The sequence below is a fragment of the Mesocryomonas lacus genome (genome assembly GCF_055730105.2).
The window spans coordinates 251,406-270,539 of record NZ_JBUZWF020000002.1; the positions used below are offsets into that span (position 1 = coordinate 251,406).

Below are 19,134 nucleotides of genomic sequence, written 5' to 3' on the forward strand. Positions count from 1 at the left end.
GGTCTATGCGTCCCCAGACCGCTGTCTTATAGCAGGATAGTTAACGGTCTTCCAATCGGCCGAGAGTGCGGCGCTAAGATGACGCATAGCCTACTCCGACCCAATTTGAAAAGAAAAGGGTTAACAGGATGTGAATGCAGCTAAGCGTCACCCGTGTCACGCAAGGTTTGCTGATGCTTATCCTTGTCGAACCCTGCGTCTGCCTCAAAGATGCCATAAAGCCTCATCTTCCGATACAGCGTCGAGCGACCTATGCCAAGGCGGCGCGCAATCTCACTCATATGACCACCATAATGAGCGACAGCGCGGCGGATATGCGCAGCCTCGACCGCCTCAAGGGTCAGGAGTTCGCCGTCCTCGCCGAAGCCGTCTGGAGCCGCGGTACTCTCCCGCTCGAACGGCTGCCGTACGGCCATCGGGACGGGTTCGCCAACCCCGTCGGAAGCGTCCGTGACGTCCAGCGCCGGCACCGGTACGGCCTCGATCCCACCCGGCTGCAAGGCCCCGATCTGCGGGAAGTCGGCGATGCCGAGCGTTGGTCCATCGGCCAGCACCACGGCGCGGTGAAGGGCGTTCTCCAACTGCCGGATGTTGCCGGGCCAGTCGTGCCGCTCGAGAAGGGCCACAGCCTCCGCCGACAAGTGGCGCGCCGGCGAGCCGGGCTCGGCCTCGGCAAACCGGGCGAGGAAGTGCGCCGCGAGCGGAGCAATCTCGTCGCGGCGCTCGCGCAGCGGCGGCAGACGGACCGACAGCACGTTCAGGCGGTAGTAGAGGTCCTCCCGAAAGCGTCCCGCGGCGACCTCCGTCGGCAGATGGCGGTGCGTGGCGGCGATGATTCTGACATCCGGCCGGACCGGACGGCGCCCGCCCACCGGGTCGACCTCGCCGCTCTGCAGGACGCGCAGCAGCTTGACCTGGATTTCCAGCGGCAGCTCGCCGATCTCGTCGAGGAAGAGGGTGCCGCCATCGGCATCGACGAATTTGCCCGGCCGCCGCTCTCCGGCATCGGTGAAGGCGCCCCGCTCGTGCCCGAACAGGATGCTCTCGGCAAGGCCTGTCGGCATCGCGCCGCAGTTGACGATCACGAACGGCGCCTCCGCCCGCGGCCCGGCCGCGCGGATCGTGTCCGCCAGCCACTCCTTGCCGGTGCCGGTTTCCCCCTCGATCAGTAGCGGAATGGTCGAGCCCGCGGCACGTTCGGCTAGTGCCAGGAGATCGCGCATGGCGCGGCCGGTAGGTGGCGAGGGCGCCCGTATGCCTTTCGGTTTTACTCCGGGCCCACCCCGGCGGCGGGCGTCGTGAACGCGGATCGCCTTGTCGATCGTCTGCTGAAGCTTCTCCGGAGAGACCGGCTTGACCACGAAATCGAAGGCGCCGGCGCGCATCGCCTCGACGACGGTGTCGATGCCGCTGCGGCTGGTGAGGACGATCACCGGAATGTCCCGGCCTTGCCGCTGCATGTCGGCGAGGACGTCAAGGCCGCTTTCGCCCGACAGCATGAGGTCGAGCACCAGCGCAGCGATGGCATCCGAGCCCTCTTGCCTCAAAGCGTCGATTCCGCCGGAGACGCTGTCGCGCAGGAGCGGACGATGCCCCATGCGCATCACCAGCGCCTCCACCAATCGGCGCTGGACAGGATCGTCGTCGATGATCAGAACCTGGCGTGTCATGCAGCACTCCACCCTCGCCGGATGGCAGGGTTGCCCCATTTTGACACGCGGGTTCCTGTGATCCGCTTGACGATCAGGCTTAACGCAGTGCTAACCCTCCCATTCCCGCTCTGGCAACGACCGAGATTTTGATGATCGACCGTATTCTTCTGGCCACTTCCGCAACCGGCGCGACCGCCGGGATAGGGCTGCCCGAGTGGAACCTCGACGACCTCTACCCCGCAATGGATGCCCCGGGCATCGCTGCCGATCTCGACAAGGGCGCGGCTCTGGCCCTGGCCTTCCAGGCCCGCTGGCGCAGCGCCCTCGGCCGCGAGGCGGCGCTGCCGGGCGGCGGCGGCATTGCCGAGGCGCTGAAGGAGTTCGAGGCACTGGAGGAAATCCTCGGCCGGCTGATCTCCTATGCGGGCCTCGTCTATTCCGGCGATACCTCGGATCCGGCACGCGCGAAGTTCTACGGCGATATCCAGTCGCGGGTGACCGATATTTCCTCGCGCCTCCTGTTCTTTCCGCTGGAGATGAACCGGATCGAGGATGCCGTCCTCGACGCTGCAATGGCCGAGAACCCGAGACTTGCACACTATCGCCCTTGGATCGTCGATCTTCGCAAGGACAAGCCGTACCAGCTGGAAGACCGTGTGGAGGAGCTCTTCCACGACAAGTCGGTCACCGGGCATGGCGCCTGGAACCGGCTGTTCGACGAGACCATGACGGCCCTGCGCTTCGACGTCGACGGGGACGACATGGCGCTGGAGGAGACCCTCAACCTCCTGCAGGACGAGCGACGGGAGCGCCGCCAGGCGGCCGCCGCCGCGCTCGCCCATACCTTCGGCGAGAACCTGCGCACCTTCACGCTGATCACCAACACGCTCGCCAAGGACAAGGAAATCTCCGACCGCTGGCGCGGCTTCAAGGACGTCGCCGACAGCCGGCATCTCGCCAACCGGGTCGAACCGGAGGTGGTCGATGCGCTGGCGCGGGCGGTGGTCGCGAGCTATCCCGCGATCTCACACCGCTATTACGCGATGAAGGCGAAGTGGCTGGGGCTGGAGAAGCTCGAGTTCTGGGATCGCAACGCGCCGCTGCCCGATACCGCGCGGCGCGAGATTTCCTGGGGCGAGGCGCAGTCGACCGTGCTGTCGGCCTATTCCGGTTTCTCGCCGGAGATGGCCGCCATCGCCGAGCGCTTCTTCCAGCGCAACTGGATCGACGCCGCCGTTCGCCCGGGCAAGTCGCCCGGCGCCTTCGCGCACCCGACCGTTCCGTCCGCGCATCCCTATGTCCTGCTGAATTACATGGGCAAGCCGCGCGACGTGATGACGCTCGCGCACGAGCTCGGCCACGGCGTGCATCAGGTGCTGGCGGGTCCGCAAGGCGCGCTGATGGCGCCGACGCCGCTGACGCTGGCCGAGACGGCCTCGGTCTTCGGCGAGATGCTGACCTTCCGCTCGCTGCTCGATCAGGCCAAGACCCCGCTGGAGCGCAAGACGCTGCTCGCCCAGAAGGTCGAGGACATGATCAACACGGTGGTCCGGCAGATCGCCTTCTACCAGTTCGAGCGGGCGCTGCATCAGGAGCGGCGGAACGGGGAACTGACGGCGGACCGGATCGGCGAGATCTGGGTCGAAATGCAGAAGGAAAGCCTTGGTCCCTCGATCCATTTGGGCGAAGGCTACGAGACCTTCTGGACCTATGTTCCCCACTTCATCCACTCGCCGTTCTACGTCTACGCCTATGCCTTCGGTGACTGCTTGGTGAATTCGCTCTACGCCGTCTACCAGAATTCGGAAGAGGGTTTTCAGGACAAGTACTTCGCAATGCTGAAGGCTGGCGGCACCAAGCACCATTCCGAACTGCTCGCGCCTTTCGGCCTCAATGCTTCCGACCCGTCTTTCTGGTCGCGGGGACTGGCGGTGATTTCCGGCTTCATCGACGAACTCGAGGCCATGGAGGACTGACGTCCTCTATGCGGCGGCGCTGTTTTGACGAACGCCGCCGCCGCGGCGCAGCCGTTTGCAGAAAAGTTTTATGAACGTTGCCGCTAAACCCGCGGCGAACGAATAACGCTAATCCGATCAAAGGCTCGCAGCGAACTAGTTTCGGCGGCCTGGTGATTCTGGCGGCGCTGAGAATGGAAACGCTGCCGCCGTTGAGTTTCATTTAACGCCGATTTGCTTTAGCCGCAGGGCAGACATAGTCGCAGCGACCTTGATCGTTGCGTCCGACCTGGAAGGAATTGCCACCATGGCGATTGAAAAGCATCCGATCTACGGAAAGATCAGCGGCCCGGTGGTGATGATCGGCTTCGGCTCGATCGGCCGGGGAACGCTGCCGCTGATCGAGCGCCATTTCGACTACGACCGTTCGCGGGTCACCGTGATCGACCCGAACGACGCCGACCGGAAGCTGGCGACCGACAGCGGCGCCACCTTCTTGCACAAGGCACTGACCCGCAAGAACTACGAAGAGATCCTGACACCGCTGCTGACCGAGGGTGAGGGACAAGGTTTCTGTGTCAATCTCTCGATCGACACCGGCTCGGTCGACATCATGCGGCTCTGCCGCGAACTCGGCGTCCTCTACATCGACACCGTGGTCGAGCCTTGGCTCGGCTTCTACTTTGACGACACGATCTCGAACGCTGACCGCACGAACTATGCGCTGCGCGAGACCATGCGCAAGGAGAAGCGCCGGAACCCCGGCGGTACCACCGCCGTCTCCTGCTGCGGCGCCAATCCCGGCATGGTCTCCTGGTTCGTCAAGCAGGCGCTCGTCGATCTTGCCGGCGAGATCGGCAAGGATTTCGCAGAGCCGGCGTCCGGCGACCGCGAGGGCTGGGCCAAGCTGATGAAGAAGGTCGGCGTCAAAGGAATCCACATCGCCGAGCGCGATACCCAGCGCGCCAAGAAGCCGAAGCCGCTGAACGTGTTCTGGAACACATGGTCGGTCGACGGGCTGATTTCCGAAGGCATGCAGCCGGCCGAGCTCGGCTGGGGCACGCACGAGAAGTGGATGCCCAAGAACGCCAAGACCCACAAGAAGGGTCACCAGTCCGGCATCTTCCTCGAGCAGCCCGGCGGCAACACGCGGGTGCGCAGCTGGTGCCCGACGCCGGGGCCGCAATACGGTTTCCTCGTCACCCACAACGAGGCGATCTCGATCTCGGATTACTTCACGGTCCGCGGCAAGAATGACGAGGTCAAGTATCGGCCGACTTGTCATTACGCTTATCACCCCTCCAACGACGCCGTCCTGTCGCTGCACGAGCTGTTCGGAGCCGGTGGCCGCATCCAGCCGGTCCGCCACGTTCTGACGGAGAAGGAACTGGCCGACGGCGGGGATGAGCTGGGTGTCCTCCTCTACGGGCACGAGAAAAACGCCTACTGGTACGGCTCGCAGCTGTCGCTCGAGACGGCGCGCAGCTTGGCGCCACACCAGAACGCCACCGGCATGCAGGTGACCTCGTCGGTGCTTGCGGGCATGGTGTGGGCGCTGGAGAACCCAAAAGCCGGCATCGTCGAGTCCGACGAGATGGACTTCCGCCGCTGCCTCGAGGTGCAGAGGCCCTATCTCGGGCCGGTGAAGGGCTATTACACCGACTGGACCCCGCTCAAGGATCGATCGAGCCTGTTCGAAGAAGATCTCGACGTTGAAGACCCTTGGCAGTTCCGGAACATTCTCGTCCGCTAGGGCAGGCGGACAGCTCCGACTCACCGATTTCCTTGTGCAAAAGCCGTTTGTTGGCTTGGCCTCCTCATGCAGTCACTGGCCAACAATAGCTACTGCGTTATTATTCCCTCTCGGCTTGTTCTAAGCCGGGAGGAAACATGGATGCTGGAAATCCATGACAGGGCAGAGTTAAGGCGAAACGTTCTTCGTGACGTCATGGATTCGGTCATGTCGGGAACGATGGGCAGTATCGCTCGGCATTTCGCGCCCGGTGCTGTCTTCTCCAACCGCAGCAATGCCGGAATTATCGACGCGCCATGGTTCGACCGGCTGGAGGGCGAGTTCCGCCTGAGCGGCGAGGACGAAGCGAAGTCCTTCCTCAGTGAACTGATGCGGCGCGCCACCTATATTTCCTACGAAGAGCGCGGCACGATCGTCGAGGACGACCAGGCGGCCTGCCGCTGCGACTGGACCCGGCGGGACGAGCGGAACGGCTCACTCGTCACCGGAACGACGATGTACTGGTTCACATTCACCAGCGACGTCCGCATCCGGTCGATCGAAACGATTGGCTCGATACACTCCGTCATTCCAGCGCAGGACAGGGAAACCGCGGCCTGATCGGCCACAGCTTGGGTTTTTCACGACGCATTGCCGGCTGACCGATGACAGGTCCGCATATGTCTTGTACGGGTCAGTCAACAACTGCTTTTCTCGGAGCCAGAGCATGCGTGCCATCGTTTCCTCTATCGCCCTCGCGACGGCTGCCCTTTTGCTGGTAGCGTGCCAGACGGCAGACAACCGCGTGACCACCCTCCCGACCGACACGCGGCCGAAGGGCGTCGACGGCAGCTGGGCTTCGGTCGGTGGTACCGTCGCCTACGACGCCAACTTCCGGGCTGGCCGCTTCACCTCGACCGAGGCGGGAACCGGCGCGGTGCTGGCCGAAGGCACCTACAAGCTGCTCGGACCGGGCCAGGTAACGATCGATTATACGTCCAAGCTTCGCGGCACCCGCGTTGCAGCTAACTGCAACCAGGTCGAAGTCAACCGCTTGGCGTGTGCCTCCTCCAACGGAAATCGTTTCGAGTTCACGCGCCGCAGCTAAGGCGCCATTCGCCTTTGAGGGCGCCGCATGACGCTCTGTCTGCGCCAAGGGGAGCATGCTTCCAGAAGCCGGATGCTCCTGGAAATGGAAGCGCTGACGTTGGCTGCGGGACGGTTCGGATTTCCGAAAATGTCCTGCGAACATGCGCCGCGCTTTGGCTTGGCGTTTTCCCACCTATATCCGTTTCGAGCCGGCGCCATGTTCCGGTGCCGCTCCGGTCGCCGGGGCCTCTTAGCTTGAACGATCGGGGACTTACCAGATGAACGCTCAGACCCCCCTCGCTGCCGCGCGTGCAACGGGCCCGCTGCCGCCCGGACACCCGGTGGTGAAAACCAAAAAGGTTGGCGTGCTCATCGTCAATCTTGGTACGCCCGATGGCACGACCTACCGTCCGATGCGGCGTTACCTTAAGGAATTTCTCTCCGACAGGCGGGTGATCGAGACGTCGCGCTGGGTCTGGTATCCGATCCTCTACGGCATCGTCCTGACCACCCGCCCGACGCGCTCCGGCAAGGCCTATGCCTCGATCTGGAACGACGAGCTCGACGAGTCGCCGCTGCGCACTTTCACGCGGGCGCAGGGCGAGAAGCTGGCGGTGCGCATGGCGGGGGATGCCGAGGTCGTCGTCGACTGGGCGATGCGCTATGGCCGCCCGTCGATCGCCGAGCGCGCCGATGCGCTGCTTGAGGCCGGCTGCGACAGGATCCTCGTTTACCCGCTCTATCCGCAGTACTCGTCCTCGACGACGGCGACGGTGAACGACAAGTTCTTTGCCCACATGATGACGAAGCGCTGGATGCCGGCGGTCCGCACCGTGCCGGCCTATCACGACGAGCCCGTCTACATCGACGCGCTCGCTCGTTCGATCGAGAAGCACTTGGCGTCGCTCGACTGGGAGCCGGAGCGGGTGATCACGACCTATCACGGCATCCCGCAGAGCTATTTCCGCAAGGGCGATCCGTATCACTGCCATTGCCAGAAGACCTCGCGCCTCCTCGAGCAGCGCCTCGGCTGGGCGCCCGGCCGGCTGATGACGACGTTCCAGTCGCGTTTCGGTCCGGAAGAATGGCTGCAGCCCTATACCGACAAGACGGTTGAGGCCCTCGCCAAGGAAGGCATCAAGCGGGTGGCGATCCTCAATCCGGGCTTCGTTTCCGACTGCCTGGAGACGCTGGAGGAAATTGCGGAGGAGGCCGGCGAAATCTTCCTGCACAATGGCGGAGAGAAGTTCAGCCACATCCCGTGCCTCAACGACAGCGATGAGGGAATGGACGTCATCGAATCCATGGTTCGCCGCGAGCTGCGGGGCTGGGTCGGCTGACGCCGTCCCGCAGTCAGCCTCGCTCCGTCATAAGGCCATAGTTCTGACCCTATCGAACCGGGATGGCCGCCCGGATCAGCCTGTCGTCCGCATTGGCTGGCGGCGTTGACAGGTTTGGGCGGCCGATCGAGACTTCCACGGTCGGCGACGCCGCGATCAATTGCCTTCGTCCTTCGAGGCCCGCCTTCGTCATTCAAGGATTGCCCATGATCTCGCGAAAATTCTGGCGTCACCCGGCCGGGGCCGGTCTGCTGGCACTTTCGGCCTTCATCCTCTCTGCACCCCTCGTATCGACGCCCGCAAAGGCTGATTTCCGCGTCTGCAACGGCACCCAGCAGCTTGTCGGCGTCGCCATCGGCTACCGCGCCGAGGTGGGCTGGACGACCGAGGGCTGGTGGCGCATTCCGGCGACGAGCTGCAAGGTGATCATCGAGGGGACGCTCGCCTCGCGCTACTATTACCTCTACGCCGAGGATGCGGACGGGAAGGGGCGCTGGGCCGGAAACGTCAATCTTTGCATCGCCGAGAACGAGTTCAAGATCACCGATGTGAAGGATTGTTTGGCCCGCGGCTATCAAAAGATGGGCTTCCGAGAGTATGACACCGGCGAGCAGGGCAGCTGGATGGTCCAGTTGACCGAACCGCCACGCGGGGGCACGCAATGAGAAGAAATCGCCGGGTCAAGATTCTCGCGACACTGGGTCCTGCTTCGTCCGACGAGGCGATGATCCAGAAGCTGCATGAGGCAGGCGCCGACGTCTTCCGAATCAACATGAGCCATACCGACCACGATACGATGCGCGAGCTGGTGCGCCGCATCCGCTCCGTGGAACTCAACGTCGGCCGGCCGATCGGCATTCTCGCCGATCTGCAGGGACCGAAACTGCGGGTCGGCAAGTTCAAGGACACGACCGTCACGCTGGCGCTCGGCCAGGACTTCACCCTCGACGACAACCCCGCCGAGGGCGACGAGACACGGGTCTTCCTGCCGCATCCCGAAATACTCGAGGCGGTCCAGGTCGGCCATCGCCTGCTGATCGACGACGGGCGTCTGCAGCTGGTCGCCACCGAGACCGACAGCCGCCACATCAAGTGCCGGGTCGTCGCCGGCGACAAGATTTCCAACCGCAAGGGCGTCAGCCTGCCCGACACGACGCTCGCCACCGGCGCGCTGACCGACAAGGACCGCAAGGACCTCGACGCGGTGCTGGCCGTCAACGACGTCGACTGGGTGGCGCTGTCGTTCATCCAGCGCCCGGAGGATCTCGCCGAAGCCCGCAAGATCTCGCGCGGCCGCGTCGCGCTGATGTCGAAGATCGAGAAGCCGCAGGCCGTCGAGCGTCTCGACGAGATCATCGAACTGTCCGATGCGATCATGGTCGCGCGCGGCGACCTCGGCGTCGAGCTGCCGCTGGAAATGGTCCCTTCGATCCAGAAGCGTATCACCCGCGCTTGCCGCAAGGCCGGCAAGCCGGTGGTGGTCGCGACGCAGATGCTGGAGTCGATGATCACCGCGCCGGTCCCGACCCGCGCCGAGGTCTCCGACGTGTCGGTCGCGGTCTATGAGGGTGCTGACGCCATCATGCTGTCGGCCGAGTCCGCGGCCGGCAACTTCCCGGTCGAGGCGGTCGCTACGATGAACCGCATCGCCGAGCAGATCGAACAGGATGCGATCTATCCGAGCATCATCCTCGCCCAGCGTTCGGAGCCTGAGGCCACCGGTGCCGATGCGGTCTCGCTCGCCGCCCGCCAGATGGCCGAGACGCTGAACGTCGCGGTGATCGTCACGTACACGGCGACCGGCACGACCGGCCTCAGAACCGCCCGCGAGCGGCCGATGACGCCGATCCTGGCGCTCTCGCCTGTGCTGTCCACCGCACGTCGCCTGTCGATCTGCTGGGGCCTCCACAACGTCGTCACCGAGGACGCCTACGACCTCGACGCGATGATCGACACCGCCTGCCGCATCGCCGTCGAGGAGAAGTATGCCCGTGCCGGCGAGCGGGTGATCATCACCGCCGGCGTACCGCTGCGCATTCCCGGCTCGACCAACATGCTGCGCATCGCGCACATCGGATCGGACGGTCTTTCGGCCGTCTGAGACCGAGCGACATCGCTAACAGCAAAGAGGCCGGCGAGGGGAGACCCTTCGCCGGCCTCGTCATATGCCCTGACCGGTCAGTTCCTCGGACAAGCGCCCGACGGCGTCCTGTGCGCTCTTGTTAGCGGGGTAGATTTCCAGCACCTTGCCATAGGCTTCGAGCGCCTGCGGCTTGCGATCGGTCTCCTCGAGGATCATCCCGAGCCCCATCAGCGCGCCGTAATGGCGCGGCTCGAGAATCAGTGTCTTCTGGATATCAGCGATCGACTTGCCGTAGTCGGAGATCTGGTAGTTCAGCGTCGCCCGGCGGTTCCAGGCCTCGGCATAGTCGGGATCGAGGATGATGGCCTGTTCCAGAAGATCGAGCGCTGCGCCGCTGTTCTTCTGCGCCGCCGCCTTGGCCGCCCACAGCAGCATCAGATCAACCGTCGCACTGCCGCTGGCGCTCCATTCGGAATCGATCTTCGACGCGACAAGTGCGGCTGCCTCGGGCGTGGCCGTCCGCCGGAGTTCGGCAAACAGGGCGTCGAGACGCTCTGCCTTCGTCGTCGGCTGCGACTTGGCCGAGGGCGGCGTCTGGATAGGCGAGGGAGGCTCTGCCGGGGGCGTGGGCTTGGCGTAGGGCCGCGGAGCAGCCAACGGCGGAACGGGCGGCTCTGCTGCCGTCGGCGGGTCGCCCGTGATGATCGGATCCGTCTCGGCAAAGGCCGGCGTCGCCGATCCCGCGATCGATGCTGTCAGCAACAGGATGGAGGCGAGGGTATTTCCAACAAAGAAAGCGCGCATGCGAAAAGCTTAGGCTCCCGCAGCGCGCTGTCAATCCGAACAATATGTGAGAAGGGGCGTCTGCCCTTCACCAAGGCGGCGGGCAAAAGCCCGCGGCCGGCGCCTCAGCCCTGGCGGGCCTTGTAGCGCGGCGCAACCTTGTTGATGATGTAGATGCGGCCCTTGCGGCGAACCAGACGGTTGGCGCGGTGGCGGCTCTTCAGCGACTTCAGCGAATTCTTGATCTTCATTGTCTTAAACCATCGGTCGATGTGACGGAAGCGACCGGGTCCTACCGTTTCGCCACTCAATGAAAAACGCGCCGTTTGGGCGCGTTTCGGTTGGGGTGGGAATTAGCCGCGTGACAGAGAAATGTCAACGACGCCGGGCTGCATCCGGCGCGGCAAGCGGCCTTTTCTACTGGCTGGAACCGCTTCCGAGCGGGAAAACCCGCGTAAGATGGCCCATTTTGCGTCCCGACCGTGCCTCGCCCTTGCCGTAGAGGTGCAGGAGAAGGTTCGCTTCCCCGAGCGTCGAGAGCGAGTCGGCCTGGTCGGCGCCGATCAGATTGTCCATCACGCAATCGAAGTGCCGGACAGGCGCCCCGAGGGGCAGGCCGGCAACGGCGCGGATGTGCTGCTCGAACTGCGAGACGAGGCAAGCCGCTTCGGTCCAGTGCCCGGAATTGTGCACCCGCGGGGCGATTTCGTTCACCAGGAGGCCGTCCGGCGTCGCAAAGAACTCGACGCCGATGACGCCGACATAGGAGAGCCTTTCGAGAATATTGGCGGCGATCGCCTTGGCCTCGAGAGCGGCTGCCGGCGCCACACGGCCTGGGACGGTCGAGTGGCGCAGGATCCCGTTGGAGTGGACGTTCTCGGCGGGATCGTAGGCCTCCACGTGTCCGTCCTGGCCGCGCGCGGCAATGATCGACAGCTCGTAGCTGAAGGGCACCTTACGCTCGAGGATCGACGGCGTGCCGCCGAGGCTCTCGAAGGCATCGCCGTGCGGGGAGCGCTGACGCAGGACGGCCTGACCCTTGCCGTCATAGCCGAGACGCCGGGTCTTCAGGATGCAGTCCCCGCCGAGTTCGGCGAGGGCATGATCGAGTTCCTGGGCGGTGTCGACCGCGCGCCACTCCGCCGTCCGCACGCCAATGCCGTTGAGGAACGCCTTCTCGACCACCCGGTCCTGCGCCACCTCCAGCGCATCGGCCGGCGGATAGACCGGGACGTGGCGCGACAGTTCGCGGATCGGACCGACAGGCACGTTCTCGAATTCATAGGTGACGACGGCACAGTGCTGGGCGAGGAGGGCCAGCGCGGCTGGATCGTCGTACTGGCCGACGACCACGTCGCTCGCCACTTGCGCCGCGCAGCAGCGTGCGTCCGGGTCGATGATGATGGTGCGGAACCCGAGCCGGGCGGCGGCGAGCGCCAGCATGCGACCGAGTTGTCCGCCGCCGACGATGCCGATCGTGGCTTCGATGGGAAGCGGGCTCATACCGCGTCGACCGGGTGGAGGGCCACGGCGTCGGTCTGAGCGGCGCGATAGGCGTCGAGCCGATCGGCCAGCGCCTCGTCGTAGAGGGCGAGCACGCTGGCAGCGAGGAGGGCGGCATTGACGGCTCCGGCCCGGCCGATGGCGAGCGTTCCCACGGGAATTCCCGCCGGCATCTGCACGATCGACAGGAGGCTGTCCTGGCCCGACAGCGCCTTGCTCTCTACCGGCACGCCGAACACCGGGAGAGGCGTCAGGGCGGCCGCCATGCCCGGCAGGTGCGCCGCGCCGCCGGCCCCGGCGATGATGATCCTGAAGCCCTCGGCTTTTGCGCCGCGGGCGAAATCGAACAGCCGCTCCGGCGTCCGGTGGGCGGAGACGATCCGCGCCTCGAAGGAGACGCCAAGGATCGTCAGCGCGTCGGCCGCATGCTTCATCGTCGGCCAGTCGGACTGGCTGCCCATGATGATCGCGACATCGTGTTGCTGAGCCGTCATGCCGAGATATCCGGAATGATCTGGTCCTCGACGTCCTGCAGCCGATCCTTGACCGCCAGCTTTTTCTTTTTCATCCGCTGGATCTGCAGCCGGTCGCAGCCGGTGACCTCCATCGCGTTGATCGCCGCATCGAAGTCGGTGTGCTCCTGCCGCAGGCGCGCCGCCTGTAGGCGAAGCGTCGCCTGTTCCTGATCGCCCATCTCAAGTCCCCTCGGTACGCGAATGCCTCGATGCTGAAAATCCGGCTTAAACCCGACGCCCGGCCCCGACGATCGATTAACAGCCTACGGCGATTTGGGGAACAGGGAGCTTGAGACTGGTTCGACAGTGCATAAGTTTTGTGACAGGATTCTCCGGTCGAGGCGCCACCGCCGAGAACGGAGCGTCTCGAAAACGTAACGGATCTGAAGGAGCGACTATGTCCTTGGACGTGCATCTTGCGACGTTGGTACAGCGACACTCTGCACTGGAAACCGAGATCGAGGCGGCGCGCACCAAGCCCGCGATGACCGACGCGGAGATCCGTGAACTGAAGCGGCGAAAGCTTTTGCTGAAAGACGAGATGGAGCGCCTCCGAGCGAACTAATTTTCTCTTCTTCCAGCCCGGGCGCGGTTTAAGCCGCGGCCGGGTTATCTGCAGAGCAGCCCGCGTCATGCGTGCACAGCCGTTCGAGCTGTTTCTCCCGCAAGAACTTGTCCCAGACGATCGGTCCGCCTCTCGGAGATCGTCGCCGGTTTCCTTGTTTGACGGGCTCGCCGCAGTTTGCCGAAGGTCGCATCTTGCTCCGTGCGACCCGGCACAATAAAATCCTATCCCAGCAGACCGCGCAGTCCGGCATAGACGAGCTGGATCCCGACCGGGATCAGCAGCGCGTAGGTGATGAGATAGAACCGCTCGCGGTCGGTCCGCTTCACCAGCCAGACGCCCGCCAAGGTCGACAGCGGCGCCAGCGGCAGGAGCACGGCCGAGGTGGCAAGGTTCTCGCTGGAGAACTGGCCGAGCAGGAAATACGGCACGAGCTTCAGGAAATTGGTGACGGCGAAGAAGATCACGGTGGTGCCGGCAAAGACGGCGGGCGCGAGCTTCAGCGGCATCACATAGACCTGGAAGGGCGGCCCGCCGGCGTGCGTCGTGAAGCTGGTGAAGCCCGCGATGGTGCCCCAGAACATGCCGCTGATGCGGCCGGGTTTCCTTGACGAGACCGTATGGCGGGACTTCAGGAGCCAATGGGCGGCGAAGGCGAGGCAGAGCCCGCCGATGAGCAGCCGGATCCCGTCAGGCGGGATCAGCGTCGCCGTCGCATAGCCGAGTGCGACCCCGAGCACCGAGGCCGGCAGGATCAGGCGCAGCACCGTGCGGTCGAACGTGCCGCGCCAGGCCAGCAAGCCGACGACGTCCATGACGATGAGGATCGGCAGCATGATGCCGGCGGCAGCGATGGGTGAGATCGCCAGCGCCATCAGCGGCACGCCAATCATGGTGATGGATCCGCCGAACCCACCCTTGGCGAGGCCGACGAGGATGACCGCCGGAATGGCGTAGAGATAGAAGATCGGATCGGTGATCATCGGCGGCATCCTGCGGGCGGCGAGCGCTCCGACAGGTTGCGAGTAGCGCCAAGCGAAGGGAGCCGCAACGGCCTGAAGACTTGGCCGAAGATACGGGACCATGTCGCTGGGAAGAAAATCTTGATCGGCGCGTGCGCCCGCCGCTTCATTCTCGCCATGCTTTGCGCGAGCATGTGCATCGCCTATAAGGCATCGGACAAGGGCGGGCTTCCCGGAAGGGCAGAGCTTCATCCTCTCATCTTCCGACACCTCAAAAGACGACCGGTCGCCCTCAGCATGCGTCAAGATTTCATCCGTCCCCGCCTCGTCCTCATCACCACCTTGCTGCCCGATGGCGAGGCGGGCGTGGCCGCGATGCGGGCCGCCCTCGCCGCAGGGGACGTTGCCTCTGTGATCGTCGATGCCGCCGGACGCGACGCCGATAGCTTCCAGCATTTCGCCGAGGGGCTCGTCGGCCTGATCCAGGACTTCGGCGCGGCCGCGATCATCGCCGACGACACCCGCTGCGCCGGCCGCGTCAAGGCGGATGGCCTGCACGTCTCGGGCGGCGATGCCGAGGAACTCGCCGAGACCGTCGAGCGCTTCGCGCCGCGGATGATCGTCGGCGCCTCCGGCTTCGAGGACCGGCACGACGCGCTGGAGGCCGGCGAGAAACTGCCGGACTATCTCTTCTACGGCCGCTTCGGGGGCGACACGCAAGATGCGCCCGATCCGGAAGACCTCGACATGGCGCAGTGGTGGGCGGAGATCGTTGAGGTGCCTTGCATCGTCCTGGGCGGACGTGACGTCGAGACGCTTCCTGCCGCCATCGAGACGGGCGCCGAGTTCATCGCCTTGTCGGCGGCGGTGTTCAAGGAGCCGAGCGGCGCCGCCGCCATGGTCGAGCGCGCCAACGCCATCATCGACGCTGTCAGCGCCGACATCCTGGAGACTCTCGCGGTATGAAGCGGCTTTCCGGCATCGCTCTGGCGGTCCTGTCCCTGGCCTTGCTGGCCGATGTCGGTGGCGCCGTCGCGCAGCCGGCGCCGGGCAAGGCCGTGCCGTTGCCGACGCCATCGCCGGAAGGCAGCACTCTGCCGGCCCCGACGACAGCTGCCGCAGCCGCCGATGCGGCCCTGGCGCCGTCGACCTCGCGCCCCTCCGAGGGCAGTATCCGCGCCTATGGCGCCTATCAGCGCGGCCTCTACCTCACGGCGCTCGCTCTGGCCGAACCACTCGCCAACCTCGGCGATCCCGCGGGCCAGACCTTGCTCGGCGAGATCTATTCCCGCGGCCTCGGCGTCAAGCGCGACGAGAAGGAGGCCGCCCGCTGGTACGAGGCGGCCGCCAAGGCCGGCAGTGCCGAGGGCCAGTTCCGCTACGCCTTGCTGCTGCTCGACGGCAAAAGCGTGCCGCAGGATCTCGCCAAGGCGCGTGATCTGATGAAGCTGGCTGCCGATGCCGGCATCCCGCTGGCAGCGTATAATTTCGGGCAGATGCTGATCCAGGCCTCGCCCACCGGCGGCTTTGCCGAGGCGCGTCCCTATTTCGAGATGTCGGCCAAGGCGGGCGTCGCCGACTCGCAATATGCGATGTCCCAGCTCTACGCCTATGGGCGCGGCATCGCGGCGCCCGATCTGCCGACGGCTCGCCGCTGGCTGTTGGCGGCCGCGACGAACGGCCACGATACCGCGCAGATCGAACTCGGCATTTGGCTGATCAACGGCAAGGGCGGACCGAGCAGCGCCGGCGACGGCGCAAGATGGCTGCGGCGCGCTGCCGGCCACGGCAATCCGATCGCCATGAACCGCATCGCCCATCTTTACAAGGACGGGATCGGCGTCGTCGCCGACAAGGCGGAGGCGGCGAAATGGTCCGTTCTCGCCAAGCGGGCGGATAACACCGACGCCGTCCTCGACGAGTTCTTCCGCAAGCTGGACGAGGCCTCGCAGCGGGCGGCCCTCGAGGCCGCCAACAAGTTCCGCGCGAGCTGACACGACCGGCGGGCAGCCATCGAGGCCGCGCGGACGGCCGATCGAGCGATTCGTCCTAGGCCCGGCCGGGCTTGAACGCCTCCCGTTTTTATGGTCTTGAGCCGGCCTAGCCCTGCTTGCGGCCCCCAATCGAGTTTTGACGATGAAGATCAATGGCAACGAAATCCGTCCCGGCGACGTGGTCGAGCATGCCGGCGGCCTGTGGGCTGCCGTTCGCACCGCGCATGTGAAGCCCGGCAAGGGCGGCGCCTTCAACCAGGTCGAGCTGAAGAACCTCATCGACGGCACCAAGCTGAACGAGCGCTTCCGCGCCGCCGAGACGGTGGAGCGTATCCGCCTCGAAATGAAGGATTTCACCTTCCTCTATGCCGAGGGCGACTCCCTGGTGTTCATGGACATCGAGAGCTACGAGCAGCTCGAACTGCAGAAGGATTTCGTCGGCGACCGCGCCGCCTTCCTGCAGGACGGCATGAAGGTTACGGTGAAGGTGCACGAAGAGCGGCCGATCGGCATCGCGCTCCCGGACCATGTGACGCTGCTGATCACCGAGGCCGATCCCGTGGTCAAGGGCCAGACGGCATCCTCGTCCTACAAGCCGGCCATCATGGAGAACGGCATCCGGGTGATGGTGCCGCCGTTCATCGATGCTGGCGAGCGCATCGTCGTCGACACCAACGAGATCACCTACGTGCGCCGCGCCGACTGATGCGCGGCTCGCGGCCGGGCGTTCGCTTGGCCGTCTTCGTTGGAGGGGCCGGGTCCGCCTTGCCTCGATCACCGCACCGACGGGGCGCTTGCTCCGTCCCCATGCCGAAATGATCGGGTGGTTTGCAGACGGCAAGCCGCCCATAACCGTTTGAAGGTACATTCATGGCCCGTTCGCCGCTCCTCAACGTGATGACGCAGACCGCGCTCAAGGCTGGCCGCTCGCTGACGCGCGACTTCGGCGAGGTGCAGAACCTGCAGGTCTCGATGAAGGGCCCGGCGGACTACGTCAGCAATGCCGACCGCAAGGCGGAGGAGATCGTCTTCCAGGAACTCGCCCGCGTTCGGCCGGACTGGGGCTTCCTGATGGAGGAGCGCGGCGCGATCGAGGGCAAGGACCCGCAGCACCGCTGGATCGTCGATCCGCTCGACGGCACCACCAACTTCCTGCACGGCATTCCGATGTGGGCGGTCTCGATCGCGCTCGAGCGTGACGGCGAGATCGTCGCCGGCGTCGTCTTCAACCCGGCGACCGACGAGCTGTATTCGGCCGAGAAGGGCGGCGGCGCCTTCCTCAACGACCGCCGCATCCGCGTCGCCGCGCGCAACAAGCTGAACGAGGCGATGATCGGCACCGGCGCGCCCTTCCTCGGCAAGGGCGACCACGCGCGCTTCCTCTACGAAATCCGCCACATCATGGCCGAGACCTCGGGCATCCGCCGCATGGGCGCCGCCTCGCTCGACCTCGCCTATGTCGCCGCCGGGCGCTTCGACGGTTTCTGGGAGCGCAGCCTCGCGCCGTGGGACTGCGCGGCCGGGTCGATCCTCGTCCGCGAGGCCGGCGGTTTCATCAGCGGTCTCGATGGCGCGAAGTTCAACCACGTGCTCGGCGACATCGCGGCCGGCAACGAGACCATTCACCGGGCGCTTGTCGGCCAGCTGAAGCTTGCCGACACCGCCTATGGCAGCACCCGCAAGCCAAAGCCCGAGCCGGCCCCCGAAGCCTGATACGGATTGAGCGGCGCCTAGACGTCGGGGGCGAAGGAGAGCCGCCGCTCTGGACTGTCAGGCGAATCTATCCTGAACGGCGGCGGCCAACCCTTCTGAAACTCCGCATCCGATCATCCGGAAGTCGTTCCGATTTTCCGGCCGATGCTGTAGCGTGCCCGCAAAGGCGCCAGGCGCCTCTCTGGAGTGTCGGAGCATCATGCAGGTCTTCAGTTCGCCGCCGGAAAATTCCACGCGGCCCGATGGTTTCGGCACCGACAGGCTCGCCAGCCCGATGGTCTTCCTTTGGTCGATGCTGGTCTTCCTGGCGCTGGTCGGCTTCGTCGCCGCCATCCTGTCGCGCCAGGTGCAGGCGGCCTTCGTCACCAATCCCGGCCTCAACGGGTTGATCGCCGGCGTCCTCGGCATCGGCATTCTGCTCGCGCTGATGCAGGTGATCCGGCTGGCGCGTGAAGTGAAGTGGGTGAACGCCTACCGCGACGGCTCGGCCGAGTTCGAGGACATGCGTGATCCCGTCCTCCTCGCGCCGATGCGGGCGCTGATCGGGCGTCGCCGCCAGATGGCGCTCTCCACCCAGTCAATGCGCGCCGTGCTGGACTCGGTCGCCACCCGTCTGGACGAGGCGCGCGACACCGCGCGCTACCTCATCGGCTTGCTGGTCTTCCTCGGCCTCCTCGGCACGTTCTGGGGTCTCCTCGGCACCATCGGCTCGATCGGCAACACCATCCAGACGCTCGACCCCTCCGGCGGCGACACCGCGAGCGTGCTCGACGCGCTGAAGGCGGGACTTGCCGCGCCGCTGCAGGGCATGGGCACGGCGTTCTCCTCCTCGCTGTTCGGCCTGTCCGGCTCGCTGGTGCTGGGCTTCCTCGACCTGCAGATCGGCCGGGCGCAGAACCGCTTCTATACCGAGTTCGAGAACTGGCTGTCGTCGATCACCGATGTCGGCTCCGACATCCTGATCCCGCCGGCGGGGCCGCTCGCCATTCCCGCGGCCGGCAGCGACGAGCTGCGCGTGCTCTCGGACAAGCTGAGCCGTCTGGTGCAGGACCAGTCGGCGAGCCCGCGCACCTCGGCGGCGATGGCGAGCCTTGCCGAGAGCATCCAGGGCCTCGTCCAGCACATGCGCTCGGAGCAGCAGATGCTGCGCGACTTCGTCGAGACCCAGGCCGGCGAACAGCGCGAGTTGCGGGGCGTGCTCGACCGCCTGTCGAAGTCGATCGGAACCGGCCGGGACGGGCGCTAGCC

General features: G+C 65.4%; 20 protein-coding genes. 13 read left to right on the top strand and 7 right to left on the bottom strand.

What is annotated here, in order from left to right:
- Nucleotides 1-140 precede the first annotated feature (140 nt).
- Nucleotides 141-1,670 carry a sigma-54-dependent transcriptional regulator gene (locus tag ACZLZQ_RS06250; protein WP_472948628.1) on the bottom strand — a complete coding sequence of 510 codons (1,530 nt, stop codon included), beginning with the start codon at nucleotides 1,668-1,670 and terminating at the stop codon, nucleotides 141-143.
- Nucleotides 1,671-1,801: 131 nt separating this feature from the next.
- Between ACZLZQ_RS06250 and ACZLZQ_RS06255 the strand changes: the two genes are divergently transcribed.
- The 7 genes from ACZLZQ_RS06255 (at nucleotide 1,802) to pyk (ending at nucleotide 9,869) form a co-directional block, all read left to right on the top strand.
- Nucleotides 1,802-3,628 (top strand): M3 family oligoendopeptidase, encoded by a 1,827-nt coding sequence (locus ACZLZQ_RS06255; protein ID WP_472948629.1) that lies wholly within the window; start codon nucleotides 1,802-1,804, stop codon nucleotides 3,626-3,628.
- A 286-nt stretch (nucleotides 3,629-3,914) separates the two neighbouring features.
- Nucleotides 3,915-5,360 carry a homospermidine synthase gene (locus ACZLZQ_RS06260; protein WP_472948630.1) on the top strand — a complete coding sequence of 482 codons (1,446 nt, stop codon included), beginning with the start codon at nucleotides 3,915-3,917 and terminating at the stop codon, nucleotides 5,358-5,360.
- Nucleotides 5,361-5,501: 141 nt separating this feature from the next.
- Nucleotides 5,502-5,960 carry a nuclear transport factor 2 family protein gene (locus tag ACZLZQ_RS06265; protein WP_472933825.1) on the top strand — a complete coding sequence of 153 codons (459 nt, stop codon included), beginning with the start codon at nucleotides 5,502-5,504 and terminating at the stop codon, nucleotides 5,958-5,960.
- A 106-nt stretch (nucleotides 5,961-6,066) separates the two neighbouring features.
- Nucleotides 6,067-6,447, top strand: a complete 381-nt coding sequence (locus ACZLZQ_RS06270) for an Omp10 family outer membrane lipoprotein (protein WP_472948631.1) — start codon at nucleotides 6,067-6,069, stop codon at nucleotides 6,445-6,447.
- A gap of 259 nt (nucleotides 6,448-6,706) precedes the next feature.
- On the top strand, nucleotides 6,707-7,768 hold the full coding sequence (hemH, locus tag ACZLZQ_RS06275; protein ID WP_472933823.1) for a ferrochelatase: 1,062 nt from the start codon (nucleotides 6,707-6,709) through the stop codon (nucleotides 7,766-7,768).
- Between the two features lie 206 nt (nucleotides 7,769-7,974).
- The gene (locus ACZLZQ_RS06280; RefSeq protein WP_472938530.1) at nucleotides 7,975-8,433 is read left to right on the top strand and encodes a DUF1036 domain-containing protein; all 459 of its coding nucleotides are present in this window, start codon (nucleotides 7,975-7,977) and stop codon (nucleotides 8,431-8,433) included.
- Nucleotides 8,430-9,869 (top strand): pyruvate kinase, encoded by a 1,440-nt coding sequence (gene pyk / locus ACZLZQ_RS06285; RefSeq protein ID WP_472933822.1) that lies wholly within the window; start codon nucleotides 8,430-8,432, stop codon nucleotides 9,867-9,869. Before ACZLZQ_RS06280 ends, pyk begins: the two co-directional genes overlap by 4 nt.
- A 60-nt stretch (nucleotides 9,870-9,929) precedes the next feature.
- Here the strand turns inward: pyk and ACZLZQ_RS06290 are convergent, their stop codons facing one another.
- The 5 genes from ACZLZQ_RS06290 to ACZLZQ_RS06310 all read right to left on the bottom strand — a co-directional run bounded on the left by ACZLZQ_RS06290 (nucleotide 9,930) and on the right by ACZLZQ_RS06310 (nucleotide 12,831).
- Nucleotides 9,930-10,655, bottom strand: a complete 726-nt coding sequence (locus ACZLZQ_RS06290) for a tetratricopeptide repeat protein (protein WP_472948632.1) — start codon at nucleotides 10,653-10,655, stop codon at nucleotides 9,930-9,932.
- Between the two features lie 104 nt (nucleotides 10,656-10,759).
- Complete coding sequence (ykgO, locus tag ACZLZQ_RS06295) at nucleotides 10,760-10,885, bottom strand: type B 50S ribosomal protein L36 (protein ID WP_472933820.1); 126 nt, start codon at nucleotides 10,883-10,885, stop codon at nucleotides 10,760-10,762.
- A 166-nt stretch (nucleotides 10,886-11,051) separates the two neighbouring features.
- Nucleotides 11,052-12,137, bottom strand: coding sequence for a 5-(carboxyamino)imidazole ribonucleotide synthase (locus ACZLZQ_RS06300; protein WP_472948633.1), 1,086 nt, complete (start codon nucleotides 12,135-12,137; stop codon nucleotides 11,052-11,054).
- Nucleotides 12,134-12,631, bottom strand: a complete 498-nt coding sequence (gene purE, locus ACZLZQ_RS06305; protein WP_472948634.1) for a 5-(carboxyamino)imidazole ribonucleotide mutase — start codon at nucleotides 12,629-12,631, stop codon at nucleotides 12,134-12,136. The genes ACZLZQ_RS06300 and purE overlap by 4 nt, the downstream gene beginning before the upstream one ends.
- A complete protein-coding gene (locus ACZLZQ_RS06310) occupies nucleotides 12,628-12,831 on the bottom strand; it encodes a YdcH family protein (protein WP_472933817.1) in 204 nt (67 codons plus the stop codon). Before ACZLZQ_RS06310 ends, purE begins: the two co-directional genes overlap by 4 nt.
- Nucleotides 12,832-13,049: 218 nt before the next feature.
- On the opposite strand from ACZLZQ_RS06310, the gene ACZLZQ_RS06315 reads away from it, so the two are divergent.
- Entirely contained in the window at nucleotides 13,050-13,217 is a 168-nt protein-coding gene (locus ACZLZQ_RS06315) for a YdcH family protein (protein WP_472933816.1), read from the top strand.
- 224 nt (nucleotides 13,218-13,441) lie between these two features.
- Here ACZLZQ_RS06315 and ACZLZQ_RS06320 read toward each other — a convergent pair whose 3' ends face one another.
- Complete coding sequence (locus tag ACZLZQ_RS06320; protein WP_472948635.1) at nucleotides 13,442-14,200, bottom strand: sulfite exporter TauE/SafE family protein; 759 nt, start codon at nucleotides 14,198-14,200, stop codon at nucleotides 13,442-13,444.
- A 276-nt stretch (nucleotides 14,201-14,476) separates the two neighbouring features.
- On the opposite strand from ACZLZQ_RS06320, the gene ACZLZQ_RS06325 reads away from it, so the two are divergent.
- The 5 genes from ACZLZQ_RS06325 (at nucleotide 14,477) to ACZLZQ_RS06345 (ending at nucleotide 19,132) form a co-directional block, all read left to right on the top strand.
- Nucleotides 14,477-15,145 carry a thiamine phosphate synthase gene (locus ACZLZQ_RS06325; RefSeq protein WP_472948636.1) on the top strand — a complete coding sequence of 223 codons (669 nt, stop codon included), beginning with the start codon at nucleotides 14,477-14,479 and terminating at the stop codon, nucleotides 15,143-15,145.
- Nucleotides 15,142-16,173: a tetratricopeptide repeat protein gene (locus ACZLZQ_RS06330; RefSeq protein WP_472948637.1), complete on the top strand. Its 1,032-nt coding sequence runs from the start codon at nucleotides 15,142-15,144 to the stop codon at nucleotides 16,171-16,173. The genes ACZLZQ_RS06325 and ACZLZQ_RS06330 overlap by 4 nt, the downstream gene beginning before the upstream one ends.
- A 142-nt stretch (nucleotides 16,174-16,315) precedes the next feature.
- Nucleotides 16,316-16,879 carry an elongation factor P gene (gene efp / locus ACZLZQ_RS06335; RefSeq protein WP_472933812.1) on the top strand — a complete coding sequence of 188 codons (564 nt, stop codon included), beginning with the start codon at nucleotides 16,316-16,318 and terminating at the stop codon, nucleotides 16,877-16,879.
- 164 nt (nucleotides 16,880-17,043) lie between these two features.
- Nucleotides 17,044-17,886 (top strand): inositol monophosphatase family protein, encoded by an 843-nt coding sequence (locus tag ACZLZQ_RS06340; RefSeq protein WP_472948638.1) that lies wholly within the window; start codon nucleotides 17,044-17,046, stop codon nucleotides 17,884-17,886.
- Between the two features lie 199 nt (nucleotides 17,887-18,085).
- On the top strand, nucleotides 18,086-19,132 hold the full coding sequence (locus tag ACZLZQ_RS06345) for a MotA/TolQ/ExbB proton channel family protein (RefSeq protein WP_472948639.1): 1,047 nt from the start codon (nucleotides 18,086-18,088) through the stop codon (nucleotides 19,130-19,132).
- Nucleotides 19,133-19,134 lie beyond the last annotated feature (2 nt).